The sequence below is a fragment of the Serratia sp. JKS296 genome (genome assembly GCF_900215445.1).
Taxonomy (GTDB): domain Bacteria; phylum Pseudomonadota; class Gammaproteobacteria; order Enterobacterales; family Enterobacteriaceae; genus Serratia; species Serratia marcescens.
This window is the reverse complement of the sequence record NZ_OCMX01000001.1, coordinates 1,658,403-1,680,749: the sequence shown is the minus strand read 5'-3', so window position 1 is coordinate 1,680,749 and position 22,347 is coordinate 1,658,403. Positions and strand designations below refer to the sequence as shown.

Here is a 22,347-nt window from a genome sequence, read left to right as displayed (position 1 = left end):
TTTTTCTTCGGATATTCATGATGAAACGCACGCTACCCGCACTGTTGCTGTTTTCCTCGCTCCCCGCGCTGGCGGCGGAGCCCGCCGCTTCCCCCTGGAAAAACATCCCGTTGGGCGATGCGGCCACCTTATCTTTCGACGGTTCACTGCGCGAGCGCTATGAATGGACGGATCAACGGGATCTGAATGGCGGACGCGACGACACTTTCATGCAGCGCTTGCTGGTTGGCGCGCGCCTCGACTACGGCGACTATTTCGGCGCCTATGTGCAAGTGGGATCGTCGCTGGCCACGCCGCGCGATCGCGGGCGCAAGCCGACCGACGAAGATCATGCCTACCTCGGCCAGGGCTATGTGGATATGAAACTGCCCACTGCCTACGGCCTCGGCACCCTGCGGGTCGGCCGCCAGGAGATTGCGCTGGGCTCGCTGCACCTGCTGGGCACCCGCGACGGCCCCAACGTGCGCCGTTCCTTCGATGCTATCCGCGCCAGCTGGGTCAAGGATAAAAACCGCCTCGACGCCTTTATCGGCCATCCTGTCACCCTTAAAACTGGCAGTTTCGACGACGATACCGACAACAGCCAAAAGGTGTGGGGGCTGTACGGCACCACGCCGCTGACGCCGCTGGCGTCCTCGCTCGATCTCTACACCTTTGGCTTTGAGGATAACGATGCCCACTACGCGCAGCTCAGCGGGCAAGAGCGGCGCTATACCGTCGGCGCGCGCATTTTCGGCGCGGCGCAGGGGTTCGACTGGGATAATGAAGCCGCCTGGCAGTTCGGCAGCGCAGAGCAGCGTGATATCCGCGCCTGGTCGGCGTCGGCGCACGCCGGCTATACGGTGAGCGACTGGCGCTGGCAGCCGCGCTTTGGCGGCAAGATTGGCATCGCCAGCGGCGATAAAAACGGTCACGATGGGCAGCTTAACACCTTTAACGCCATGTACCCCAAGCTGCCCTACCTGACCGAGAACGGGCTGGTGGCGCCGGCTAACCTGATCGCCATCCATCCTTCGGTCACGATTACGCCGTGGCAAACCCTGGCCATCGACTTCAGCTGGGACGCCTTATGGCGGCAACGCCGCGAGGACGCCTTCTACCTCGGGCCAATGCGCCCGGTGAAAGGCAGCGAACAGGGCTCGCGCTTTATCGGCAACCAGTACCAGGTCGAAACCACCTGGACGCCGAGAAGCGATCTCCAGTTCAAGGTGGCCTACGTCTACTTCGACGTCAGCAACAGCCTGCAGCAACATGCCGGGCTGAAAAACATGAACTTCGTGCTGGCGCAGGGCACCTACAGTTTTTAAGTATCAGGTAAGTTAATTGGTGTACGCGGGCGCCCTTAATAATCCCGTACTCAATTAATGACGATCGCCGGCGAGGAGCCGCCCATATGCATTGCGGCAATGGCGGCTACTCGCCGCCATTCACAGACAAAAGCCAAATAAAAGCAAAAAGATAAATCAATCACGTAAACTCCGCGAGCCAATTACAGTGTAATATTAAATAAATATTTAATTCCACCTGGTTATTTAAGCACGCCTTTTACGCATATCTTATGTAAAAGATTCATATAAGAATAACTCATTAATAAAATAATTGTGTTTATACTGCTTTAACGCAATCACAGTGCACAATTAATTCCTCACCGTGATTAATGATAAGGATATATTCTGCTTGAACGCAATATTCAAGCCGGACCAAGGAGGCAAGCCAATGATATCACATTAATTACCCCTGATTTTCAAACCTGTGTACGAGCATATAGAGCGTTAGGTGCAATATTGTCAACGTCCAAAGGAGTTTGATATGTCATTAGCGACCGATAAGATTTCCGGTTATTTAACCAGTTATGAAAGAGGCGATCACGCGGGGAGCAGTAAACCGTCATATACCACACAAGAAGTTTCAGATCTGCTGCTGAGGAGCCATTATTCCGCCAATGGCAAAGGCGTGACCGACCATGCGGCTACCTTGACCTACTCTTTCCCCGTCTATACCGGCAGCGACAAGACGGGCGCCGCGCAGCTTACCGCCGCCCAGCAAGCCCAAACCAAGCTTTCATTGCAATCCTGGTCGGATGTGGCCAACATCACGTTCACCGAGGTTAAAGGCAACGACGCGAAAAATGCAGATATAAAGTTTGGTTTTTATAAGGCGGCCAGCGGGGGCAATTACACCTCGTATGAAAGTACGCAGAGCAATCTCAAAAGCACCATTTGGATCAGCGGCAATAACGGCTACGACGCCTCCAATCCGCAAACCAATAACTACGCCAGGGATACGCTGACTCATGAAATAGGGCATGCGTTAGGGCTTTCTCATCCCGGCAATTATGATGCGTCAAATGCCACCTACCCCACCTACGCCAACTCGGCGAAGTATTATGAAGACGACCATCAATATTCTTTGATGAGCTATTTTAACGAACAATACACCAGCGCTGACTATAAAGGCGTTTGGCCATCAGGGCCGCAGCTGGATGATATTACCGCCATACAGAAGCTTTACGGCGCGAATACCACCACGCGCACCGGTGATACCACCTATGGTTTCAACTCGAATACGGACAGAGACTTTCTGAGCGTTAAGGCGTCCACGGACAAAATCGTGGCGGCTATCTGGGATGCTGGCGGCAATGACACGCTGGATTTTTCAGGCTACAGCCAGGATCAGCACATCAACATTAACGAAGGCGCATTCTCTGATGTGGGCGGCTTGAAGGCAAATATCGCCATCGCCTACGGCGCGCAGATTGAAAATATCATCGGCGGCAGCGGCGCAGACATTTTAGTGGGCAACGCGCTGAACAATACGCTAAAAGGCGGTGCAGGCAACGACATCATTTACGGTGCCGGCGGCGCCGATCAGCTCTGGGGCAATGCAGGCGCGGACACCTTCGTCTTCCGCGAAGCCGGCGACAGCCAAGCCGCCGCACCGGATTGGATCCGCGATTTCCAGACGGCGGTGGATAAAATCGATCTGTCGTGGCTCAACCAGACGGCTAAGGCCGATGGGAGCGAGCTGCACTTCGTGGATAGTTTAAGCGGCTCGTTGTATGAAGCGGCGCTGAATTATGACGCGCAGCAGAATGTCACCGATCTGGCCATCAATCTCTCCGGCAATCAATTACCTGATTTCCTTGTCAAAATCGTTGGGCATGTCGACGCTTCCGCCGATATTCTCGTCTAGCAGGGGTAAACCCGCAGCCCGGCGTGAACGCCGGGCTGTTCATCTCTTCTCAGGCCTCACCCCGGCGTCTTTTTACATTGCCACAGCAATAAATCGCGCAGACGAGCTCACACCGCTTCCAGCTCCGCCGCCAGGGTGGCGACCAGCTCCGCCGCCGGCATCGGCCGCGCCAGGCCCACGCCCTGCCCGGCCCACAGCGACATAAACTCCCCGCGCCCGGCCTTGGCCGCCGCCTGGCGGATATCGCCGGTGAGCGCGTTCTGCACCGGATAAGGCAGGATCTGCGCCTCTTCCGCGCGCATCTGCCGCATGAAGTCATTGACGATGCCGCGCGCCGGGCGGCCGCTGAAGGCGCGCGTCAAGCGCGTGCTGTCATCGCCGGCGTTGCGCAGCGCCGCCCGCCAGGCTTCGGCGATGCCCGACTCCGGGCTGCACAGAAACGCGGTGCCCAGCTGCGCCGCCTGCGCGCCCAGCAATTGCGCCGCCGCAATGCCGCGCCCGTTCATGATGCCGCCCGCGGCGATCGCCGGGATCTTCACCGCCGCCGCCACCTGCGGTAACAGGGCCATCAACCCGACGCAGGACTGTTCGATATCGCCGAGGAAGGTCGGGCGGTGGCCGCCCGCCTCCGCGCCCGAGACGCAAACGAAGTCGGCGCCCGCTTCTTCCCAGGCGCGGGCTTCCGCCACCGTGGTGGCGGTGCCGATCACCCGCGAGCCAGCCTTCTTGAACTGCGTGACCGTGGCGCGCGGCAGCACACCGAAGGTGAAGCTGACCACCGGCGGCGCAGCCTCCAGCAGGGCCGCGATCTGGTCGCGGTTGTTTTCGGCAAATTGGGTGGGGATCGGCGGCTCGCTCAGCCCCAGCGCTTCGCGGAACGGCCGCAGCAGGTGCTGGGCGCGCTTAAGCTCGGCGAGATCCGGGTGCTGCTCATCGAGCAGAAACAGGTTGATGTTGAACGGCGCGGCGGTCTGCGCGCGGATCTGCTGCACCCGTTCGAGGATCACCGCCGGTGAAAACAGCGCCGCCGCGCACGATCCCAGCGCCCCGGCGTTGCTCACCGCCACCGCCAATGCCGGCGGCGACGCGCCGTTCATCGGCCCCTGAACGATCGGATAGCGCAGCCCAAGCTCGCGGGCAAAAGCAGAAGGTGCCGTCATCAATGTGTCTCCCTGTGCTGACTACATTCGTCTTACGGCGGCCACGCCGCCGAACCGACCAAAAGCATAGCACCTTCTCACCGCCCGGCCGTGCAGTTAATGCTTCACCTGCCGCCTGTCCAGCGACAGGAAGTGATGCACCACCGGTTTCTCCGGGCCGATATGGAAGCGCAGCGCCTCCTGCTGCAGGTCGGCGTCGGCGTGCGACACCCGCTGGTGCTGCCGCAGGTGCTCCGCCCAGGACTCCACCAGGAACCACTCCATGATGCATTCCGGATCGCCGGTATGCTCGGTGATGCCCCAGGCGTAAGCGCCATCGCGGCGGCGCGCCCGCTCCAGCATCAGCAGCGTGCGCAAGAACTGCGGCCGATCCTGTTCGCGGATGCGGTACTCCACCTGAATCATCACCGGGCCGCGATCGTTTTCAACCGGCGTGTTGACCAACGGCTCCGGCCAATGGTTCGACGGCTGCAGATCGGCCTCGCCGGTCGGCAAGCGCAGGCGATGGAACAGCAGCCCCGCCGCCAACAGGCCGACGCCGCCGACCAGCAGCGTGGCGGCCACGCCCAGCTCCTGCGCCACCAGCCCCCACAGCAGGCTGCCCGCCGCCATCGCGCCGTTGAACACCATCAGGTAAATGGCCAGGCCGCGGCCGCGCACCCAGTTGGGCAGCACGCCCTGCGCCGCGCCGTTGAGCGTGGTCAGCGCGATAATCCAGCCGGCGCCCAGCACCAACAGCAACACCACCGCCAACCACTGCGGCGGCGCCAGCGACAGAGCCGCCATCACCACGGCGGTGAGCACCGCCGCCAACAGCACCAGCCCATCGGCATTCAGCCGCTGGCGCAGGCGCGGCAGCACAATCGCCCCGAGGATCGCCCCGGCGCCTACCGCTCCCAGCAGAACGCCGTAGAAACCGGCGCTGCCGCCCAGCATGCGGCGCGCCACCAGCGGCAGCAGCGCCCAGACCGAGCAGGAGAAGGCGAAGAACACCGCCGCCCGCAGCAGCACCACGTGCAGCTCGCGGCTGGAACGGGCATAGCGCAGGCCGGCGCGGAAGGCGCCGAAAAAGTGCTCCGACAGGCCGCTGTCCTCGGCCTTCGGCCGCTTCCACCACAGCAGCGCCGCGATCACCAGCACATAGCTCATCACGTCCGCGCCGTAGGCCGCGCCGGCGCCGAAACTGGCCAGCAGCAGACCGCCGGCCGCCGGGCCGATGGAACGGGCGATGTTGATGCCCAGCGAGTTCAGCGCCACGGCGTTTTTCAGCTCGGCGCGCGGCACCAGCTCCGGCACGATCGCCTGCCAGGTCGGCCCCATCAGCGCCGCGCCGATGCCGCCGACGAACGTCAGCGCCAGCAAATATTCCACCGTCAGCGAACCGGTCTGCGACAGCACCAGCAGGCTGCCGCTCACGCAGGCCAGCAGAATTTGCACGAAGATCAGAAAGCGCCGCCGATCGAGAATGTCCGACAGCACCCCGGCCGGGATCGCCAGCAGGAACACCGGCAGCGTAGCGGCGGTTTGCATCAGCGCCACCGCCGAAGGGTTGCTCGACAGGTCAGTGATCAGCCACGAGCTGGCGACGTCGCGCATAAAGCTGCCGACGTTGCCGAGCACCGTGGCGCCCCACAGCACCGCAAATAATGGGATTTTCAGCGGCGCGAAGCCGCCCGCCGCCGCCTTGTTTTCCGTCTGTTCAGCCATCCGTTCGCTCCTTCAAATCGTTAAATGCCACCAGCAACAGCGCGCCGGCCAGCCCGAGGTGTTCAAAAAATCCGTTCATCATCTGGCCGCGCTCCGCCCCGTCGAACTGCCAGAACGGATTGGCCATCAGCGTCGCCATCAGGGTAAAACCGGCCAGCGCCAACGCGCCGAGCCAGCGATAAAAGCCGCTCAGGATCAGCGCCGACGCCGCCAGTTCGAGCAGCGTCACCAGCACGGCGAACAGCGCCGACGGCTGCAGACCGAAGTGGCTCATCTCGGCGATCGCGCCTTCGACGTTCAGCGCTTTGACCAACCCGCCCTGAATATAGGCGGCGCAAATGGCGAGCAGCAGCAGCCAGCGCACCGCGGGCGCATGCAGCCGCTGTGCGCAGCGGGCGGCGATAGCAGTCAGGTTCATCGCGCCCCCTTAAAACGGCGAATTTTGGATGAAGGCCAGCAGATCGGCGTTGAAGCGATCGGGATCGACCTGCGCCAAACCGTGAGAACCGCCGGCGTAAACATTCAGCTCCGCCTGTTGCATAAGCTTAGCGGCTTTCAGCGCCGAGGCGCCGATCGGCACGATCTGATCGGCGTCGCCGTGCACCAGCAGCGTCGGCTTGTCGATCGCCAGCAGGTCAGCGGTGTAATCCACTTCGGAGAACGCGCGCACACACTCGTACTGCCCTTTCACGCCGCCCTGCATGCCCATCAGCCAGAAGTGGTCGATCAGCCCCGCATTGCTCTCCACCTCGTCGCAGTGGAGGCCATAGAACGGCACCGCCAAATCTTTGAAGAACTGCGAGCGGTTGCCCGCCACGCCGCTGCGAATGCCGTCGAAGGCCGCCATCGGCGTACCCTCAGGGTTGACCGGCGTTTGCAGCATCAGCGGCGGTACGGCGCCGACCAGCACCACCTTCGCCACCCGATCGCTGCCGTGACGGCCGATGTAGCGCGCCACTTCGCCGCCGCCGGTGGAATGGCCGACCAGGATCAGATCGCGCAGATCCAGCGTTTCGATCAGCAGGGCCAGATCGTCAGCGTATTGATTGATGTCGTTGCCGTGCCAGGTTTGATCGGAACGGCCGTGGCCGCGGCGATCGTGGGCGATCACGCGGAATCCGCTCTGGCCGAAAAACAGCAGCTGGTTGTCCCAGGCGTCGGCGGACAGCGGCCAACCGTGGGAGAACAGGATCGGCTGGCCGCGGCCCCAATCCTTATAGAAAATGCGTGCGCCATCGGGCGCGGTAAGGGTGCTCATGACGTGTTCCCCGCTCGGTATCGAATTGGATTTTGTACGGGTTAACAGTACGGCAGGCGTAAAGGCAGTGATAACGGAATAATTTTCGCATGATCGCGAGTTTTTTTGCTGAAGAAGCCGGCGTCGCCGCCGGCGCAAAACGTCAGATGTTTTCCAGATCGATACCGCGCGTTTTTGGGCCGAACAGCCCGATCACCAGCATCACGATCAGCATGCTGGCGACGATAAACGCGATCACCCCCAGCGAACCGCCGTACTGCAAGATAATGCCGATGATGATGCTGCTGAATACCGTCGACAGGCGGCTGAAGGAGTAGCAGAAACCGACGGCGCGGGCGCGGATATGGGTCGGGAAGATCTCGGATTGATACGAGTGGTAGCTGTAGGTCAGCCAGGCGTTGGACCAGGTGATGAAGAAACCGCACAGGATCAGCCACAGTGGGTTGTTCTGCAGTGCGAACAGCGAGCCGAAGATCACCGTCACCAGGCAGGACAACACGATCTGCCACTTGTTCTCCATCTTGTCGGCGTAGAAGCTGCACAGCAGCGAGCCAAGCGGGTAGGCCAGCGTGATGAAGAAAGCGTACAGCAAGCTGTGGGTGACCGAAGCGCCCTTGCCCGACAGCAGCGCCGGCAACCAGTTGCCGAAGCCGAAGAAGCCGATGGCCTGAAAGAAATTCATCACTACCAGCATCAGCGTGCGATCGCGATATTGCGGCGCCCAGATGTCGCGAAAGCGGCCGCGCAGCGGCGCCCCCTCGGCATCGTCAACCGGGCGCGACGGGAAGTCCGCGGCCGCCACGCCGCAGCGCCGTTCCATGTCCCGCATCACCTGCCGGGCCTGCGCATAGCGCCGCTGTTGCACCAGCCAGCGCGGCGACTCCGGCAGCCCCTTGCGCACCAGCCAGATCACCAGCGAAGCCAGCGCGCCGGCGATCACCACATAGCGCCAGCCGCTCAGGCCCCAAATCGTCTGCGGCACCAGCCACCAGGACATCAGCGCCACCGCCGGCACCGACAGAAACTGCACGAAGAACGCGAAGGCGAAAGCCCGGGTACGCAGATGCGCGGGCACCCACTCCGTCAGGTAGGTATCGATGGTCACCAACTCGATGCCGAGCCCGACGCCCACCAGAAAACGCAGAAAAATCACCCATTCCGCCTGCTGTTGAAACGCCAACAGCAGCGAGAAGGCGCCATACCAGATCAGGGCGAACATAAAGGTGGCGCGCCGGCCGAAGCGATCGGCGTACGGGCTCAGCAGGCTGGCGCCGACGAACAGGCCGAGAAAGGTGGCGGAGGCGAAGGCCGCCTGATCCGACACGCCGAAGACGCCCTGCGCGCCGGTGTGGAAAATGCCGTCGGCGATAAGGCCGGTGCTGATATAGCCGGTCTGGAACAGATCGTAGAGTTCGAAAAAGCCGCCCAGCGACAGCAGAATGATAAAGCGCCACAGGCCGGCCGACGCGGGCAAGGCGTCGATTCTGGCCGCCAAATCCCGCGCATGGATCGGCGACGCCGCTACAGAGTCACTCACCGTTAACCTCGCATTAACATTTTTAATGACTTTCTATGCTAGCGAAGCGGCGTCGGAGTTAAATTTTTAATTAGCAGACTATGAAAAAAAGTTAAGCATAAAACGCTGCAGCAGCCTGTTTTATAGCAGGAAAATGCAGCGCGGGATGCCGCAGCGGCATCCCGAATCCGCAGGTTAACGGCTGTGGTGCTGCTGCAGCCGTTCGCTGCGGTAGACGCTCAACAGGCACCAGCCGAGGGCGATCAGCGCCAGCGGCGCGGCGACGAAGCCGATGTTGCCCATGCCCAGATGCAGACTCACCTGGTTGCCCAGCAGCGCGCCGCTGCCGATGCCGAAGTTGTACAGGCCGGAGAAAATCGCCATCGCCACGTCGGTAGCGTCCGGCGCCAGGCTCAGCACTTTGGCCTGCATCGACAGGCCGATCGCCATGATCGCCATCCCCCAGAAGATGCACAGCACCGTCAGGTGGCTTTCGCTGCCGGCCGCCGGCAACAGCAGCAGCAGGCTCAAGGCCAGCAGCGTGATGGCGCCGATGAAGAAGCTGGAAGGAAACCGCTCGCTGTAGCGGCTGAACAGCAGGCTGCCGACGATGCCGGCGGCGCCGAACAGCAGCAGCATCAGCGTGGTGAAGTTCTCCGACAGCCCGGCCACGGTCTGGATAAACGGCTCGATGTAGCTGTAGGCGGTGAAGTGCGCCGTCACCACAATGATGGTCAGCATGTACAGCGCCACCAGCGCCGGGCGTTTGAACAGCAGCGGCACGCTGGCCAGCGAACCGGAGTGCTCGCTTTTCAGCACCGGCAGCAGGCGCCACAGCAGCACCAGCGCCAGCGTGGCGCACACCGCGATGCCGATAAAGGTCATGCGCCAGCCGAGCAGTTGCCCGACCACCCGCCCGAGCGGCAACCCGAGCACCATCGCCAGCGCGGTGCCGCCCGCCAGCAGGCTCAGCGCCTGGGCTTTCTTGCCCGGCGGCGCCACGCGGATCGCCAGCGAGGCGGTGATCGACCAGAACACCGAGTGCGCCAGCGCCACGCCGGCGCGCGAGATAACCAGCGTGGTGAAGTTCCAGGCCACGGCGGTCAGCACGTGGCTGGCGATAAACAGCATGAACACGCCGATCAACAGTTTGCGGCGCTCAATTTTGCTGGTCAGCAGCATGCACGCCAGCGAGGCGGCGGCGACGATCCAGGCGTAAATGGTGATGATCAGGCCGACCTGTTCGGTTTGCATCGAGAAGCTGGCGGCGATATCGCTCAGCAGACCGACCGGAATAAACTCGGTGGTGTTGAAAATAAAGGCCGAGACGGCGAGGATGACCACGCGCAACCAGGCGGTTGAGCGCGAAACGGGAGCGTGTTCCATGGTAAAAGAAATCCGGACAGGTGCGGGCAAGTCGCGATATTTTAACCAACCGGCCCGCTAAATGCGATACGCGTCACACTTTAATTGTGTGGTTTTTTTCGCCGCATTTCGACACATTCGCAGACACACGGTTGCACAAATGCTGTGCTAATCTATTGAAGCGTACCAATTTTTCCTGCCGTTTCTCCCCGGCCGTCCACGCGCCGCGCCGAAGAAGCGCGCAGTGTCCCTTTGGCGTTTCCTGAGGCGAGGTCATTATGATGTCCGCGATTTATGATTGGTCCGTACTTGCCCTGCGCAATGTTTACGATCGCCGCATCCAGGGCCAGCCGGTGCTCGACAGCGCGGCCCTCTTCCCCGACGCCGAACGCTTCACCGCCCAATGGCGGCAGATCCGCGAAGAGGCGCTGACGGTCGCCCACGATCTGCACAATATCCCGCGCTTTCACGAGATCATGAGCCAGCAGGCGTCCATCTCCGCCAACGACGCGCGCGACTGGCGCATGTTCATCATGAAGGCCTATGGCCAGCCCATCCCCCGCAACCTGGCGCGCTGTCCGACGCTGGCGGCGCTGATCGCCTCCTCGCCGGACGTGCTGTCCGCGTCGCTCTCCTTCCTGGCGCCCGGCAAACAGGTGCCGCCCCATCGCGGTCCGTTCCGCGGCATTCTGCGCGGCTATCTGGTGCTGGACATGCCCAAACGCGCCGACGGCGCGCCGGCGGCGGTGCTGAAGGTGGACGGCCGCGAATACCGGCTGCACGAGGGGGAGTTCATGCTCTGGGACGATACCTTCGAGCACGAGGTATGGAACGACAGCCCGCAGGTGCGCACCGTGCTGCTGCTGGACATTCGCCGCCGCGACATGCCCGGCGGGCTGCGGCTGCTCTCCAGCGCCATCATCGCGCTGGTGCGGCTGAACGTGCGCTGGATGCAGCGCCAGTTCTGATTGCGGCGCTCAGGCGATTAACCGTCCTGAGGGATCGGCCATTGCTGCGCCAGCCACTGTTCGGCGGTGGTGGTGGCTATGCCCTGGCGCGCATTGAAGGTTTTCGCCTTATCCCACGCCACGCCGTCGGGCCGGGCGAAAGCCAACCGGTATTTGGCGCCGACGTCACGCGGATGGTTCCGCACATCTTCCCGCAGCCGCTCTTTGTCCAACAGGATCCTGTTGACCTCCACGCCCCAGCGCGCCTGCATGACATCGGCAAGCTCGCGGTAGGTCAGCGTGTCGCCGGCGATATAGACCACCTGGTTGCGAAACGCGGGCCGATGGAAAAAAATCGCGGCCGTCAGCCGGCCAATGTCCTCGGGGGTGGTCAGCGTCACCGCGTAGCGCCAGTCGCCCAGCGCGCGCACCGTTTTGGTTGCCGCGTCCACCACGCCAAAGCCGGGGTCAAACAGGTAGCTGGTGAAAATGCCCGTGGAAACAATCACCCACTCCGTCGCACGCTGCGCACGCAGCAGGTGACGCACCTCGAGCTGTTCATCCCACACCTGTTGCCCGCTGCCTTTGCCGACAACATCGTAGTCCACGCCGAACTGCCACGGGAAGTAGCGCGCCACGCCCGCTTGCAAGACGGCCTGGGTGATCTTTATCTGCGTGCCCGCCCCGCCGACAAAGCCGCTGCAGTTGATCACCGCGTCGAAGGAACGGAATAGCGCACTCAGCGCCTCCACGCCGTTTTGCTGCAGATCGCCTTCCACCACGGCGATGCCGAGCCGCGCCAGCGCATCCCGCCGCGCCCGGAGCGGGCCGTTGACGGCGCGGGCGGCCTCCGGCCGGAGCAGCACGCTGATTTTTAAAGATGGATATAGCCGAGCCTGCCGGCTCATCGCACGCAATACCGGCAGCCCCAGTTCACCGGCGCCGAGTATGAGCACGGTATTGATGGATGGATTTGTGGATTTCATGCTTGCCTCCTGTCTTGACACTGCGTCATCCTGACAGCTGACAAAAACGGGTTCAATTAGGTACACGCGTGATACCGGAGAGGAATATGACGAGCGATCGGGAAGCGCTGCTGCAATTTTCGCAGGCGTTCTGTGAAGCATTGAGCAACGACGATGAAGGGCTGAAGCGCGAGATCCTCGCACATGCGGGCAACCGTTGGTCGCTGGGGGTATTGCATATCCTGGGCACCCACGGGCCGCTGCGCCACGGCGAAATAAGCCGCCAATTAGCGGGCGTGACGCAGAGAATGCTGACGCGGACACTGCGCCATCTCGAGCGGGATGGATTGATATCGCGCTGCGATTATCAGGAAAAACTGCCCCGCGTGGTTTACACCATCACCGACGCGGGGGAAGAGATGCTGCTCAACATGCTGCCGCTCTGGTCGTGGATTATCGCCTCCGCCGACGCCTTCAGAGCGGCCCGCTCGCACTACGATGATCAAGAGCGAAACGCCATCGAGGGATGAACGCGGGCATCCCTGCCCGTGAGGCGGCGTTCAGCCGCCGCCCAGATAGGCCTTTCTCACCTCCGGATCGTTCAACAGTTCCTGGCCGCTGCCGGTGAGGCGGATCTGGCCGTTGACCATCACATAGCCGCGATCGGACAGTTTCAACGCGTGGTTGGCGTTCTGCTCCACCAGAAACAGCGTCATGCCGCTGCGGGTCAGCTCGCGCAGCACCCCGAAGATCTGCCGCACCACGATCGGCGCCAGCCCCAGGCTCGGCTCGTCCAACAGCAGCAGCTTCGGCCGGCTCATCAGCGCGCGGGCGATCGCCAGCATCTGCTGCTCGCCGCCGGACATGGTCATCGCCCGCTGGTTGCGCCGCTCCTTGAGGCGCGGAAACAGCTCGAACATGCGCGGCAAATCCTCCTCCAGGTAGCGATTGCCGACGGTGATGGTGCCCATCAACAGGTTCTCCTCCACGCTCATGTCCGGAAAGATGCGCCGCCCCTCCGGCGCCTGCGCGATGCCGCTGCTGGCAACAAAGTGCGTGGAGCGGCGGCTGATGTCCTCGCCGCGAAACAGGATCTGCCCGCCGGCGATGCGCGGCTGGCCGAAGATCGACATCAACAGCGTGGACTTGCCCGCGCCGTTGGCGCCGATCAGCGCCACCGTCTCCCCGGCGTTCACCTGCAGCGACACCTGGCGCAGCGCCTGGATCGGCCCGTAAAACACGTCCACTTCGCGAAATTCCAACATCGTTTCGCTCATCCCGCCAGCTCCTCTTCGTCCGCGCCCAGGTAGGCGGCGATCACCGCCTCGTTGTGCTGGATCTCTTGCGGCGTGCCGCGGGCGATCACATCGCCGTGATCGAGCACGATCACCCGATCGGAGATCTCCATTACCATGCCCATGTCATGCTCGATCAGCAGCACCGTGATGCCGTGATGCTGGCGCAGGAAGCGGATGATGCGGCTCAGCGCGGCCGTCTCCACCGGGTTCAGCCCGGCGGCCGGTTCGTCGAGGCAGATCATCTCCGGCGCGGTGCACATGGCGCGCGCGATCTCCAGCCGCCGCTGCTGGCCGTAGGACATCTCCCCCGCCAGCCGGTTGGCGCAGTCCGCCAGATCCACCACCTCCAACCAATAGAAGGCGTGATCGAGCGCGGCGCTTTCCGCCCGGCGGTAGCCCGGCGTATTCAGCACCCCGGCGATCAGGTTGCGGTTGCTCTGCATGTGCTGCGCCACCAGCAGGTTCTCCACCACCGACATTTCGCGGAACAGGCGGATATTCTGGAAGGTGCGCGCCAGCCCGGCGCGGTTGACCAGGTGGGTGCCGCCGAACATCTTGTAATAGAGGCGCGAACCGAGCCGCTTCGGGCGTATCCAGTCGCCGGCGCGGAACTTCTGCCCCAGCACCTGGATCACGTCGGTCGGCCGCTTGTGGGTATTGAGCAGGATCGCACCGCCGCTGGCGCGGTAAAAGCCGGTCAGGCAATTGAACACCGTGGTCTTGCCGGCGCCGTTGGGGCCGATCAGGGCGGTGATGGAACCGCGCTCCACCTCCAGATTGACGTCGTTCAGCGCCTTGATGCCGCCAAAGCGCATCATCAGGTGTTCCACCCGCAAAATGGCGTCGCTCATGGCGCCACCCCCTTGCGTTCGGCGAAGCTGGATCGGCTAATGCGCACCAGCCCGCGCGGCCGCCAGATCATCATCGCCACCATCAGCACGCCAAACAGCAGCACCCGGTATTCGGCGAAGCTGCGCAGCAACTCCGGCGCCACCGTCAGCACGAAGGCCGCCAGCACCACGCCGAGGGTGGAGCCCATGCCGCCCAGCACCACGATCGCCAGGATCAGCGCCGACTCGAAGAAGGTGAACGACGTCGGGTTGACGAACCCCTGGTAAGTGGCGAAAAACACCCCCGCCAGCCCGGCGGTGGAGGCGCCGAGCATAAACGCCGACAGCTTCACCAGCACGTGATTCAGCCCCAAAGAACGGCAGGCGATCTCGTCCTCGCGCAGCGCCTCCCAGGCGCGGCCGATCGGCATGCGCGTCAGCCGGTGCTTGATGTACAGCACCAGCAGCACCACCAAGAACAGCATCGCGTAGATGAAGATGAACTTGAGGTTGGGATTGTAATCGATGCCGAGAAACTCGTGGATCGGCACCCCGCCGTCCTTGGCGCGCCGGCCGAACTCCAGACCGAACACCGTCGGCGCCGGCACCGAAATGCCGTTCGGCCCGCCGGTGAGCGACATCCAGTTGTTCAGCACCAGCCGGATGATCTCGCCGAACCCGAGCGTGACGATGGCGAGATAGTCGCCGTGCATACGCAGCACCGGAAAGCCCAGCAGCGCGCCGGCCAGCGCCGCCATCAGCGCCCCGAGCGGCAGCATCGCCCAAAAACCGAGCCCGAGATACTGGTAGCCCAATGCCAGCCCGTAGGCGCCGATGGCGTAAAACGCCACGTACCCCAGATCCAGCAGCCCCGCCAACCCGACCACGATATTCAGCCCCAGCCCAAGCAGCACATAGATCAGGCCGAGGATCGCCACCGTCAGCAGGTACTTGGTGGCGACGAACGGGAACAACAGCGCGATCGCCGCCATCAGCGGCAGGAACCAGCGCAGATTGGATTTATAGCCCAGCGGGCGCACGTAAACGCCGTCGTTGCCGCCGTCGAAGCGCGCCAGCACCTTGCGGCCCGGCGCGGTTTGCAGGAACAGGCTCAGCAACAGCCGCCCGGCCATCACCGCAACGATGATCCACACCAGCCGGCGCGGCTCGACGTTGAAGCTGTAGCCGTTCAGCACGATGCCAACGATCGGCCCGAACACGATCAGGGCGATCAGCCCGGCCAAAACGGCATCCAGCAGGCTGCGTTTAACGTCCAGCCCGCCGTTGATTACGGATTGCGACATGGCGTTCTCCTTAAACCTTGGCGACCAGCGGCCGGCCGAGCAGGCCCTGCGGGCGGAAGATCAGGATCGCCACCAGCAACCCGAAGGAGAACACGTCCTTGTAATCCGAATTCACCATGCCGGCGAACTGCGCCTCCGCGACCCCGAGCAGCAGCCCGCCGAGCATCGCGCCCGGCAGCGAACCGATGCCGCCCAGCACCGCGGCGGTGAAGGCCTTAATGCCGATGATAAAGCCGACGTAAAAATCGAAGGTGCCGTAGTTCATGGTGATCAGCACCCCGGCCAGCCCGGCCATGGCGGCGCCGATCACGAACACCAGCGAGATCACCCGATCGGTATTGATGCCGAGAATCGAGGCCATTTTGCGATCCTGCTGGGTGGCGCGGCAGATGCGCCCCAGCCGGGTGCGCTGAATGATGTAGGTGAGGATCGCCATGCCGAGCAGCGACGCCACCAAAATGAACACCTTGGTGTAGGTGATCTGCACCACGCCGCCGTCGAACTCCAGGCGGAACACGCCGCTCAGCAGCGTCGGGATGCCCTGCTGGCGCGGCCCCTGGCTGATCTGCGCATAGTTTTGCAGGATTAACGACATGCCGATGGCGGAGATCAGCGGCGCCAGGCGGGTGGAGTTGCGCAGCGGCCTGTAGGCGATGCGCTCGATCACCCAGCCGTACACCCCGGTGATGACGATGGTGAATACCAGCGTGCCGAGGATCAGCAGCGGGAACGAGTGCAGCCCGAAGAACGACAGCAGCGCCAGACCGATGGCGCACAGGTAGGCGGAGATCATGTACACCTCGCCGTGGGCGAAGTTGATCATGCCGATGATGCCGTAAACCATGGTGTAGCCGATGGCGATCAGGCCATACACCGCGCCGAGGGTCAGGCCGTTGATCAGCTGTTGCAGAAAGAATACATCCATAATGAGCAGTCTCGCCTGGTAAGGCCGCCAACGCAGTCCGACGCGGCCAAAGGTAGTCGCGGAACGGGCGCGCCAGGGCGGCGGCCCGTCGGTCATAGGGTCATAACTTCACGGTTCGGCCGTTTACAGCTGGTGATATTTGCCCTTGTCATCCCATTGATAGACCACGTAGTCCGAGACCTTCAGATCGCCCTTCTGATCCCAGGCTTTTTTGCCCATCACGGTGTCCACGTCGTGCGACTTCAGCCATTCGGCGGCCTTGGCGCTGTCTTTGCCGCCGGTGGCGTTGAAGGCGGCGGCGATCGCCTGGATCGAAGCGTAGGAGTAAAGGGTGTAGCCTTCCGGCTCAAAGCCGCTGGCGCGGAACTTGGCGATCACCGCCTTGCCTTCCGCGATCTGGCGCGGATCGTTGCCGAAGGTCATCAGCACGCCGTTGGTGTACTGCGGCCCGCCGGCGGCGGTCACCAGCTCTTCGGTCACCACGCAGTCGCCGGAGAAGAACTTGGCGGTCACGCCCTGCTCGCGCATCTGGCGCACCAGCGGCCCGGCTTCCGGATGGCAGCCGCCGAAGTAAACCACGTCAGGTTTGACCGAGGCGATCTTGGTCACCAGCGCGTTGAAGTCTTTCTCGCCGCGCGACAGCCCCTCATACAGCACCTCTTTAACCCCGCGCTTGTTCATCGCCGCCTTGGCGGCGTCCGCCAGCCCCTGGCCGTAGGTGTCTTTATCGTGGATCACCGCGATGCGTTTGGCCTTCAGGGTATCCAGCATGTAGTTGGTGGCGATGACGCCCTGCTGATCGTCGCGCCCGCACATGCGGAACATGGTCTTCATGCCGCGCTCGGTGATCTGCGGGTTGGTGGAGCCGGGGGTAATGGCGATGATGCCGGCCTCGTCATACACCTCGGAGGCGGGCATGGTGGATGAGGAACAGAAGTGGCCGACCACCGCCGAGACCTTGTCCTGATCCACCAGCCGGTTGGCGACCGCGACCGCCTGTTTCGGTTCACAGGCGTCATCCCCTTGCACCAGTTTGATTTTTTCCCCTTTGATGCCGCCGGCGGCGTTGATGTCCGCCGCCGCCTGCGAAGCCCCGCGCCAATACTGATCGCCGTAAGTGGCGTTCGGCCCGGAGAACGGCCCGGCGACGCCGATGACGATATCAGCCTGCGCGGAAAACGCCGTACCTAAACAACCGATGAGCAAAGCAGCGAGCGGACTTTTTATCAATTTCGATGACATTGTTATCTTCCTCAGCACTGTTGTAGCGAAACGCCCTGGGGCGCGGATCAGTCACTTTATGTGTAGACGGGGAAAATAATTTTCTTGAGAGCGCAGTCGCATTCCCCAAAAATGGGTAAGCAAAAATCCAGCCATTGTGACGACGAATACATATTGTTTGCTTATTCATCCTACATATCAGTTGCGGCGCGGCGTGTGGCGGGGATAACAGGGGCTGGGCCGTACGGCCAAGATGGGAAGGTGCAGGATAGCGAGAGTGACCCTGCACCATCGCCGTGCAAAGGCGTGTGCAAGCGGCGTCAAAACGATTGGGGATGCAAAAATCAACGCATCGCGATGGAAAATGCCGAAAAACAGCGCAAGGTGCTCATTACCTCAGCAAACGCGCTTTTTTTGCAGTTTAGCGCTTTGACAAACCCCAGGCGCCCCGCTATTATTCGCCCCGTTCACACGATTCCTCTGTAGTTCAGTCGGTAGAACGGCGGACTGTTAATCCGTATGTCACTGGTTCGAGTCCAGTCAGAGGAGCCATATTTAGAGAAGCCCGCTTAAGGAAACTTAAGCGGGCTTTTTGCTTTAACGCTAAATGCATCGACAGGCAGCGTTACTCTGTGGCTATCGGCGCGTCATTCTCATCAATTTTTACCTTGCCCTGAATATCCGCAATCTTCTGCGCCAGACCCGCTACCTGCGCTTTGCTGTGCAGCAAGGTATAGGTCAGATCAAACTGCGCACTGGCGCCAGGCTGCAACTGCTTAACGCGTTTTTGTTCGCGCTCGACAGTGACCGGGTAGGCATAGCTGGTGCCCGGCTCAATCCCCGTTACATACCCCTGTTTTAACGTATCGGTATTCTTCCACAGCGTCAGGACGGGCAACTGGCGGGTATCGAACTGAATCGCCACCCCTTTGTCGCCCGCGTTATTGACCAGCGCCGCCAGTGTCTGATGATTCGGATCCGATAATGGCTTAATGTTAAAGACCATTTCATCGAACCCTTTGGTTGGACCGGCATAGGTTCCCCAGGTCTTCAGCCCGGCTTTGGCATAGTCGTTAAACGGACTGATGGTGGCCATCGGCGCCAGGAAGCGAGCGCCATTTTCCAGAATCGGCGCGCCGAAATTGCTGTGATAAATAATCTGGTAGTCATGGGGATAATCCGCCCGGTTGGTTAACACATCATGCAGGCGGAAACTGTTGCTGCCGGGCACATAGCGCAATTCGGTCAGGGTTTGCAGATCGGCTTTTTTAAATGTGCTCTCTTTGATCAGGCCGCGAACACGAATTTCATACGGCGCCGTATCCGCGACCTCAACCTCAACCCGCGAGGCCGGCGTATTGCCCGCTTTGCCGTGCAACGTGTAAATTTGCCCTCCTTCGGTCACTGGATGACCGGTCCACTCATAGCCACAACGCACCATCATCTCATTGAAACCTTCCAGCCAGCCGAGCCCATTGCGGCTTTCCAGGTTGATAAAGGCGGGGTTGACCACCTCTTTGACCGGGGAATCCCATCCCATTTTCGCGCCAAATCCTTCTGCCCGCAGGAGGTTCATGCCGCGGGTGGGACTCAGCGTGATGGTCAGGCCATCCTCGCTGCGGATAATCACGACTTTGCTGCCTTCTTGCTTACCGCCGTGCAATACCTTCTGCTCAATGCTGAACGTTTTATCCTTAATCTTCAGCGCCTCGCTCGAAATCTTCCAGTTTCCTTTCTCCACGCCATCTTCAGCGCTGGTCAGCACCCAACTCTGCGCCGCCGCCTGTCCTGAAATCAGGGCCGAAAACACCGCCATCACCCATGTCTTTTTCATTTCCCTTCCCCTTTAGCTGAATCGATTTTTTATAAACAAGGGAAAATCTACTGTTAAGCAGGTTAAAGAAATGTGATGAGCTTCACCGGGTGAGTATTTGAAGAAATAGTGCAATAGAAATACGAATTTCATCGCAGTTTTAATGAAAGACGTTGAGTTTTTGCACATGAAACGAGCTACTCATCAACATAATTTGTATCGTTTCAGCTAAGGAGCAAGGGGACAGTTACGGGCAAGCGAGACATCGCGAAGGGAGTGCAAGTGGCTTGTTTAACGCTATCCGGCCCAAACGAAAGCGCTCAGACAGCCTGCCCGTCTTGCGCCTCGTTACTTTCACGGCCGCCTGCTTGTGTCAAAGCACAAAGCCCGCACCGGGGAATCTGAGCGGGCTTTGTGCCTTTCTGCCGTTAGCGCTTACAGCACAAACTCGTAGTGAGAGCCGTCCGGCAGTTCAATGTCCAGGCGCAGTTTGCCGCCGGCCGCCTCAACATAGCGTTTAAGCGAAGACAGTTTCAGATCGCGGCCCGGTTTTTCCATCACGGCAACGGTCGGCTGCCTGATCCCCAGCGCCTGCGCCATTTCAACCTGCGTTTTCTGTACTTTTTCACGCAGCTCGGCAAGGTGAATGTTCAGCATGATGTCCGCCGCCAGCGCCTGCGCTTTGGCCACGACCTCGGGCTTTTCATCCGCAATAAGCTGTTCCAACGTTCTGCCCATCGCGTCACTCCTTCTCGTTTAATGTGTTCAGCCAGTTCGTGAATTCCCGATCGGCAACCTGGATCATCCCATCGTAAAAACGCTTTTCATTACCGGCTTTATTGCCCGCGCAAAGCACAATGCCAATACGGTACGGATCGAAAGCGAAGAATGCCCGCAACGGTTCGCCTCGGCGCTGAATGCGCAACTCTTTCATATTGCTGTAACGTGAGCCTTTAACCGTATCGGCATAGGGTCTGGGCAGCCCCGGCCCCTTTTCCCGCAGGACCATCAATGCGGCAAGTACGCCGGCCCGATCGGCATCGCTGAGTGATCTGAACCAATGATCAAATGCATCCGTTGTTTTAATTTCCCACACGGGCCCCCTAAAACATAGATCAGTAACTATATAGATGTAAAGCTATAGCAGAGAGGCGCTGGGATAGCATGCAAAGGCATGCGTGGATACTGCAAGGCTGAACGTACATCCACGCATTTTGCAAACGCAGTGCGAGGCATTCAGCTTTTTACGCACGGTATCGAACAATCGTTCAGAGGCACGGAACGTTTCCCCGCCGCCCCTTTATGAACCCTGTCACAAAAAGCGCATAACGTTTTCGACGTTCTACGCAGCGGGCGGTGAGCGGCAAACTTGTTAACGCCACGTTACATCGGGTTAGGCAACATTGTTAACGCCGATTGATGCGCCAAACGCATCGCGCCATGCGTTTATTGCGCTTATTTACTTTATTTTCCTGAGCGAGTCTTCAGCAACAGGCGCGGCGTCAGGCGCCAATAACAAACTGGAGATAAAGATGCATTCCTCTACCTCACCCATGACTCCCCGGGCCAGAGCCGGCGCGATATTGCGCGTCACCTCCGGCAACTTTTTAGAGCAGTTCGATTTTTTCCTGTTCGGCTTTTACGCCACCTACATCGCACACACCTTTTTTCCGGCCAGCAGCGAGTTCGCCTCACTGATGATGACCTTTGCGGTGTTCGGCGCGGGCTTTTTGATGCGCCCGATCGGCGCCATCGTGCTAGGCGCTTACATCGATAAAGTCGGCCGCCGCAAAGGGCTGATCGTGACCCTGTCGATCATGGCCGCGGGCACCTTCCTGATTGTGCTGATCCCCTCTTACCACAGCATCGGGCTTTGGGCGCCGCTGCTGGTGCTGTGCGGGCGCCTGTTGCAAGGCTTCTCGGCGGGTGCGGAGCTGGGCGGCGTGTCCGTCTATCTGGCCGAAATCGCCACGCCGGGCCGTAAAGGCTTCTACACCAGTTGGCAGTCCGGCAGCCAGCAGGTGGCGATTATGGTGGCGGCGGCAATGGGCTTCGCGCTCAATGCGGCGTTGGAAGAAAGCGCCATTCGCGAATGGGGCTGGCGCATTCCTTTCCTGTTCGGCTGCCTGATCGTTCCCTTCATCTTCCTCCTGCGCCGCAAGCTGGAAGAAACGCAGGAGTTTACCGCCCGCCGTCACCACCTGGCGATGCGCGACGTGTTTAAAACCCTGCTGAAAAATTGGCCGGTGGTGATCGCCGGCATGCTGATGGTCGCCATGACCACCACCGCGTTTTATCTGATCACCGTCTATGCGCCGACCTTCGGCAAAAAGGTGCTGCTGCTCAGCGCTTCCGACAGTTTGCTGGTCACCCTGCTGGTGGCGATCTCCAACTTCATCTGGCTGCCCATCGGCGGCGCGCTGTCGGACCGCTTCGGCCGCAAACCGGTTCTGGTCGCCATGACGCTGCTGACGCTGGCCACCGCCTACCCGGCGCTGAGCCTGCTCGCCGCCGCCCCCAGCTTCGGCATGATGCTGGCCGTGCTGCTGTGGCTGTCCTTCATTTACGGCCTCTATAACGGCGCCATGATCCCGGCCCTGACGGAGATCATGCCAACGGAAGTGCGGGTGGCCGGGTTCTCGCTGGCCTACAGCCTGGCGACGGCGGTGTTCGGCGGCTTTACGCCGGTGATCTCCACCGCCCTGATCGAATACACCGGCGATAAGGCTTCACCGGGCTATTGGATGAGCTTCGCCGCGCTGTGCGCCTTGCTGGCGACGCTGTATCTGTATCGCCGCATCGCCATGCCGCTGCAAACCGCACGCTAACCCGCAATCGCAACAGGG

The 22,347-nt window shown here is 61.1% G+C and carries 20 protein-coding genes and 1 tRNA gene; 6 read left to right on the top strand and 15 right to left on the bottom strand.

From position 1 onward, the window contains the following. The first annotated feature begins 20 nt into the window (after nucleotides 1–20). Complete coding sequence (locus CRO23_RS07945) at nucleotides 21–1,307, top strand: alginate export family protein (protein WP_239442229.1); 1,287 nt, start codon at nucleotides 21–23, stop codon at nucleotides 1,305–1,307. 502 nt (nucleotides 1,308–1,809) lie between these two features. Further along, nucleotides 1,810–3,192, top strand: a complete 1,383-nt coding sequence (locus tag CRO23_RS07940; protein ID WP_097101697.1) for a serralysin family metalloprotease — start codon at nucleotides 1,810–1,812, stop codon at nucleotides 3,190–3,192. Nucleotides 3,193–3,299: 107 nt separating this feature from the next. Here the strand turns inward: CRO23_RS07940 and CRO23_RS07935 are convergent, their stop codons facing one another. The 6 genes from CRO23_RS07935 to CRO23_RS07910 form a co-directional block, all read right to left on the bottom strand. After that, the gene (locus tag CRO23_RS07935) at nucleotides 3,300–4,352 is read right to left on the bottom strand and encodes an NAD(P)H-dependent flavin oxidoreductase (protein WP_049299779.1); all 1,053 of its coding nucleotides are present in this window, start codon (nucleotides 4,350–4,352) and stop codon (nucleotides 3,300–3,302) included. Between the two features lie 96 nt (nucleotides 4,353–4,448). Then, complete coding sequence (locus tag CRO23_RS07930; protein ID WP_097101695.1) at nucleotides 4,449–6,059, bottom strand: MFS transporter; 1,611 nt, start codon at nucleotides 6,057–6,059, stop codon at nucleotides 4,449–4,451. After that, on the bottom strand, nucleotides 6,052–6,477 hold the full coding sequence (locus CRO23_RS07925) for a DoxX family protein (protein ID WP_016927050.1): 426 nt from the start codon (nucleotides 6,475–6,477) through the stop codon (nucleotides 6,052–6,054). Before CRO23_RS07925 ends, CRO23_RS07930 begins: the two co-directional genes overlap by 8 nt. Nucleotides 6,478–6,486: 9 nt before the next feature. Continuing rightward, nucleotides 6,487–7,317, bottom strand: coding sequence for an alpha/beta fold hydrolase (locus tag CRO23_RS07920; RefSeq protein ID WP_016927049.1), 831 nt, complete (start codon nucleotides 7,315–7,317; stop codon nucleotides 6,487–6,489). A gap of 142 nt (nucleotides 7,318–7,459) precedes the next feature. After that, complete coding sequence (locus CRO23_RS07915; RefSeq protein ID WP_028128351.1) at nucleotides 7,460–8,854, bottom strand: MFS transporter; 1,395 nt, start codon at nucleotides 8,852–8,854, stop codon at nucleotides 7,460–7,462. A 174-nt stretch (nucleotides 8,855–9,028) separates the two neighbouring features. Next, nucleotides 9,029–10,219 (bottom strand): sugar transporter, encoded by a 1,191-nt coding sequence (locus CRO23_RS07910; protein ID WP_028128352.1) that lies wholly within the window; start codon nucleotides 10,217–10,219, stop codon nucleotides 9,029–9,031. A gap of 260 nt (nucleotides 10,220–10,479) precedes the next feature. Between CRO23_RS07910 and CRO23_RS07905 the strand changes: the two genes are divergently transcribed. Beyond that, nucleotides 10,480–11,166 (top strand): aspartyl/asparaginyl beta-hydroxylase domain-containing protein, encoded by a 687-nt coding sequence (locus CRO23_RS07905; RefSeq protein WP_028127723.1) that lies wholly within the window; start codon nucleotides 10,480–10,482, stop codon nucleotides 11,164–11,166. A gap of 17 nt (nucleotides 11,167–11,183) precedes the next feature. Here the strand turns inward: CRO23_RS07905 and CRO23_RS07900 are convergent, their stop codons facing one another. Further along, complete coding sequence (locus CRO23_RS07900; RefSeq protein WP_016927045.1) at nucleotides 11,184–12,131, bottom strand: aromatic alcohol reductase; 948 nt, start codon at nucleotides 12,129–12,131, stop codon at nucleotides 11,184–11,186. An 86-nt stretch (nucleotides 12,132–12,217) separates the two neighbouring features. Here CRO23_RS07900 and CRO23_RS07895 point away from each other — a divergent pair, with 86 nt between their 5' ends. Next, nucleotides 12,218–12,640, top strand: coding sequence for a winged helix-turn-helix transcriptional regulator (locus CRO23_RS07895; RefSeq protein WP_016927044.1), 423 nt, complete (start codon nucleotides 12,218–12,220; stop codon nucleotides 12,638–12,640). 30 nt (nucleotides 12,641–12,670) lie between these two features. Here the strand turns inward: CRO23_RS07895 and CRO23_RS07890 are convergent, their stop codons facing one another. The 5 genes from CRO23_RS07890 to CRO23_RS07870 all read right to left on the bottom strand — a co-directional run bounded on the left by CRO23_RS07890 (nucleotide 12,671) and on the right by CRO23_RS07870 (nucleotide 17,709). After that, on the bottom strand, nucleotides 12,671–13,387 hold the full coding sequence (locus tag CRO23_RS07890; protein ID WP_079449933.1) for an ABC transporter ATP-binding protein: 717 nt from the start codon (nucleotides 13,385–13,387) through the stop codon (nucleotides 12,671–12,673). Further along, the gene (locus CRO23_RS07885; protein WP_016927043.1) at nucleotides 13,384–14,259 is read right to left on the bottom strand and encodes an ABC transporter ATP-binding protein; all 876 of its coding nucleotides are present in this window, start codon (nucleotides 14,257–14,259) and stop codon (nucleotides 13,384–13,386) included. Before CRO23_RS07885 ends, CRO23_RS07890 begins: the two co-directional genes overlap by 4 nt. Further along, complete coding sequence (gene livM, locus CRO23_RS07880) at nucleotides 14,256–15,542, bottom strand: high-affinity branched-chain amino acid ABC transporter permease LivM (RefSeq protein WP_033639877.1); 1,287 nt, start codon at nucleotides 15,540–15,542, stop codon at nucleotides 14,256–14,258. Before livM ends, CRO23_RS07885 begins: the two co-directional genes overlap by 4 nt. 10 nt (nucleotides 15,543–15,552) lie before the next feature. Next, the gene (locus CRO23_RS07875) at nucleotides 15,553–16,467 is read right to left on the bottom strand and encodes an ABC transporter permease subunit (RefSeq protein ID WP_016927041.1); all 915 of its coding nucleotides are present in this window, start codon (nucleotides 16,465–16,467) and stop codon (nucleotides 15,553–15,555) included. A 123-nt stretch (nucleotides 16,468–16,590) separates the two neighbouring features. After that, complete coding sequence (locus CRO23_RS07870) at nucleotides 16,591–17,709, bottom strand: branched-chain amino acid ABC transporter substrate-binding protein (RefSeq protein WP_016927040.1); 1,119 nt, start codon at nucleotides 17,707–17,709, stop codon at nucleotides 16,591–16,593. A gap of 455 nt (nucleotides 17,710–18,164) precedes the next feature. Between CRO23_RS07870 and CRO23_RS07865 the strand changes: the two genes are divergently transcribed. Next, nucleotides 18,165–18,240 (top strand) — tRNA-Asn (locus CRO23_RS07865). Between the two features lie 73 nt (nucleotides 18,241–18,313). On the opposite strand, the gene CRO23_RS07860 is transcribed toward CRO23_RS07865, so the two are convergent. From CRO23_RS07860 to CRO23_RS07850, 3 genes are all read right to left on the bottom strand, one after another. Then, a complete protein-coding gene (locus tag CRO23_RS07860; protein WP_016927039.1) occupies nucleotides 18,314–19,522 on the bottom strand; it encodes an aldose 1-epimerase family protein in 1,209 nt (402 codons plus the stop codon). A 414-nt stretch (nucleotides 19,523–19,936) separates the two neighbouring features. Further along, a complete protein-coding gene (locus tag CRO23_RS07855; RefSeq protein ID WP_016927038.1) occupies nucleotides 19,937–20,239 on the bottom strand; it encodes an XRE family transcriptional regulator in 303 nt (100 codons plus the stop codon). A gap of 4 nt (nucleotides 20,240–20,243) precedes the next feature. Beyond that, on the bottom strand, nucleotides 20,244–20,597 hold the full coding sequence (locus CRO23_RS07850) for a type II toxin-antitoxin system RelE/ParE family toxin (RefSeq protein WP_049298854.1): 354 nt from the start codon (nucleotides 20,595–20,597) through the stop codon (nucleotides 20,244–20,246). A gap of 436 nt (nucleotides 20,598–21,033) precedes the next feature. On the opposite strand from CRO23_RS07850, the gene CRO23_RS07845 reads away from it, so the two are divergent. Further along, nucleotides 21,034–22,329, top strand: a complete 1,296-nt coding sequence (locus tag CRO23_RS07845; RefSeq protein ID WP_028127724.1) for an MFS transporter — start codon at nucleotides 21,034–21,036, stop codon at nucleotides 22,327–22,329. Nucleotides 22,330–22,347: the final 18 nt, after the last annotated feature.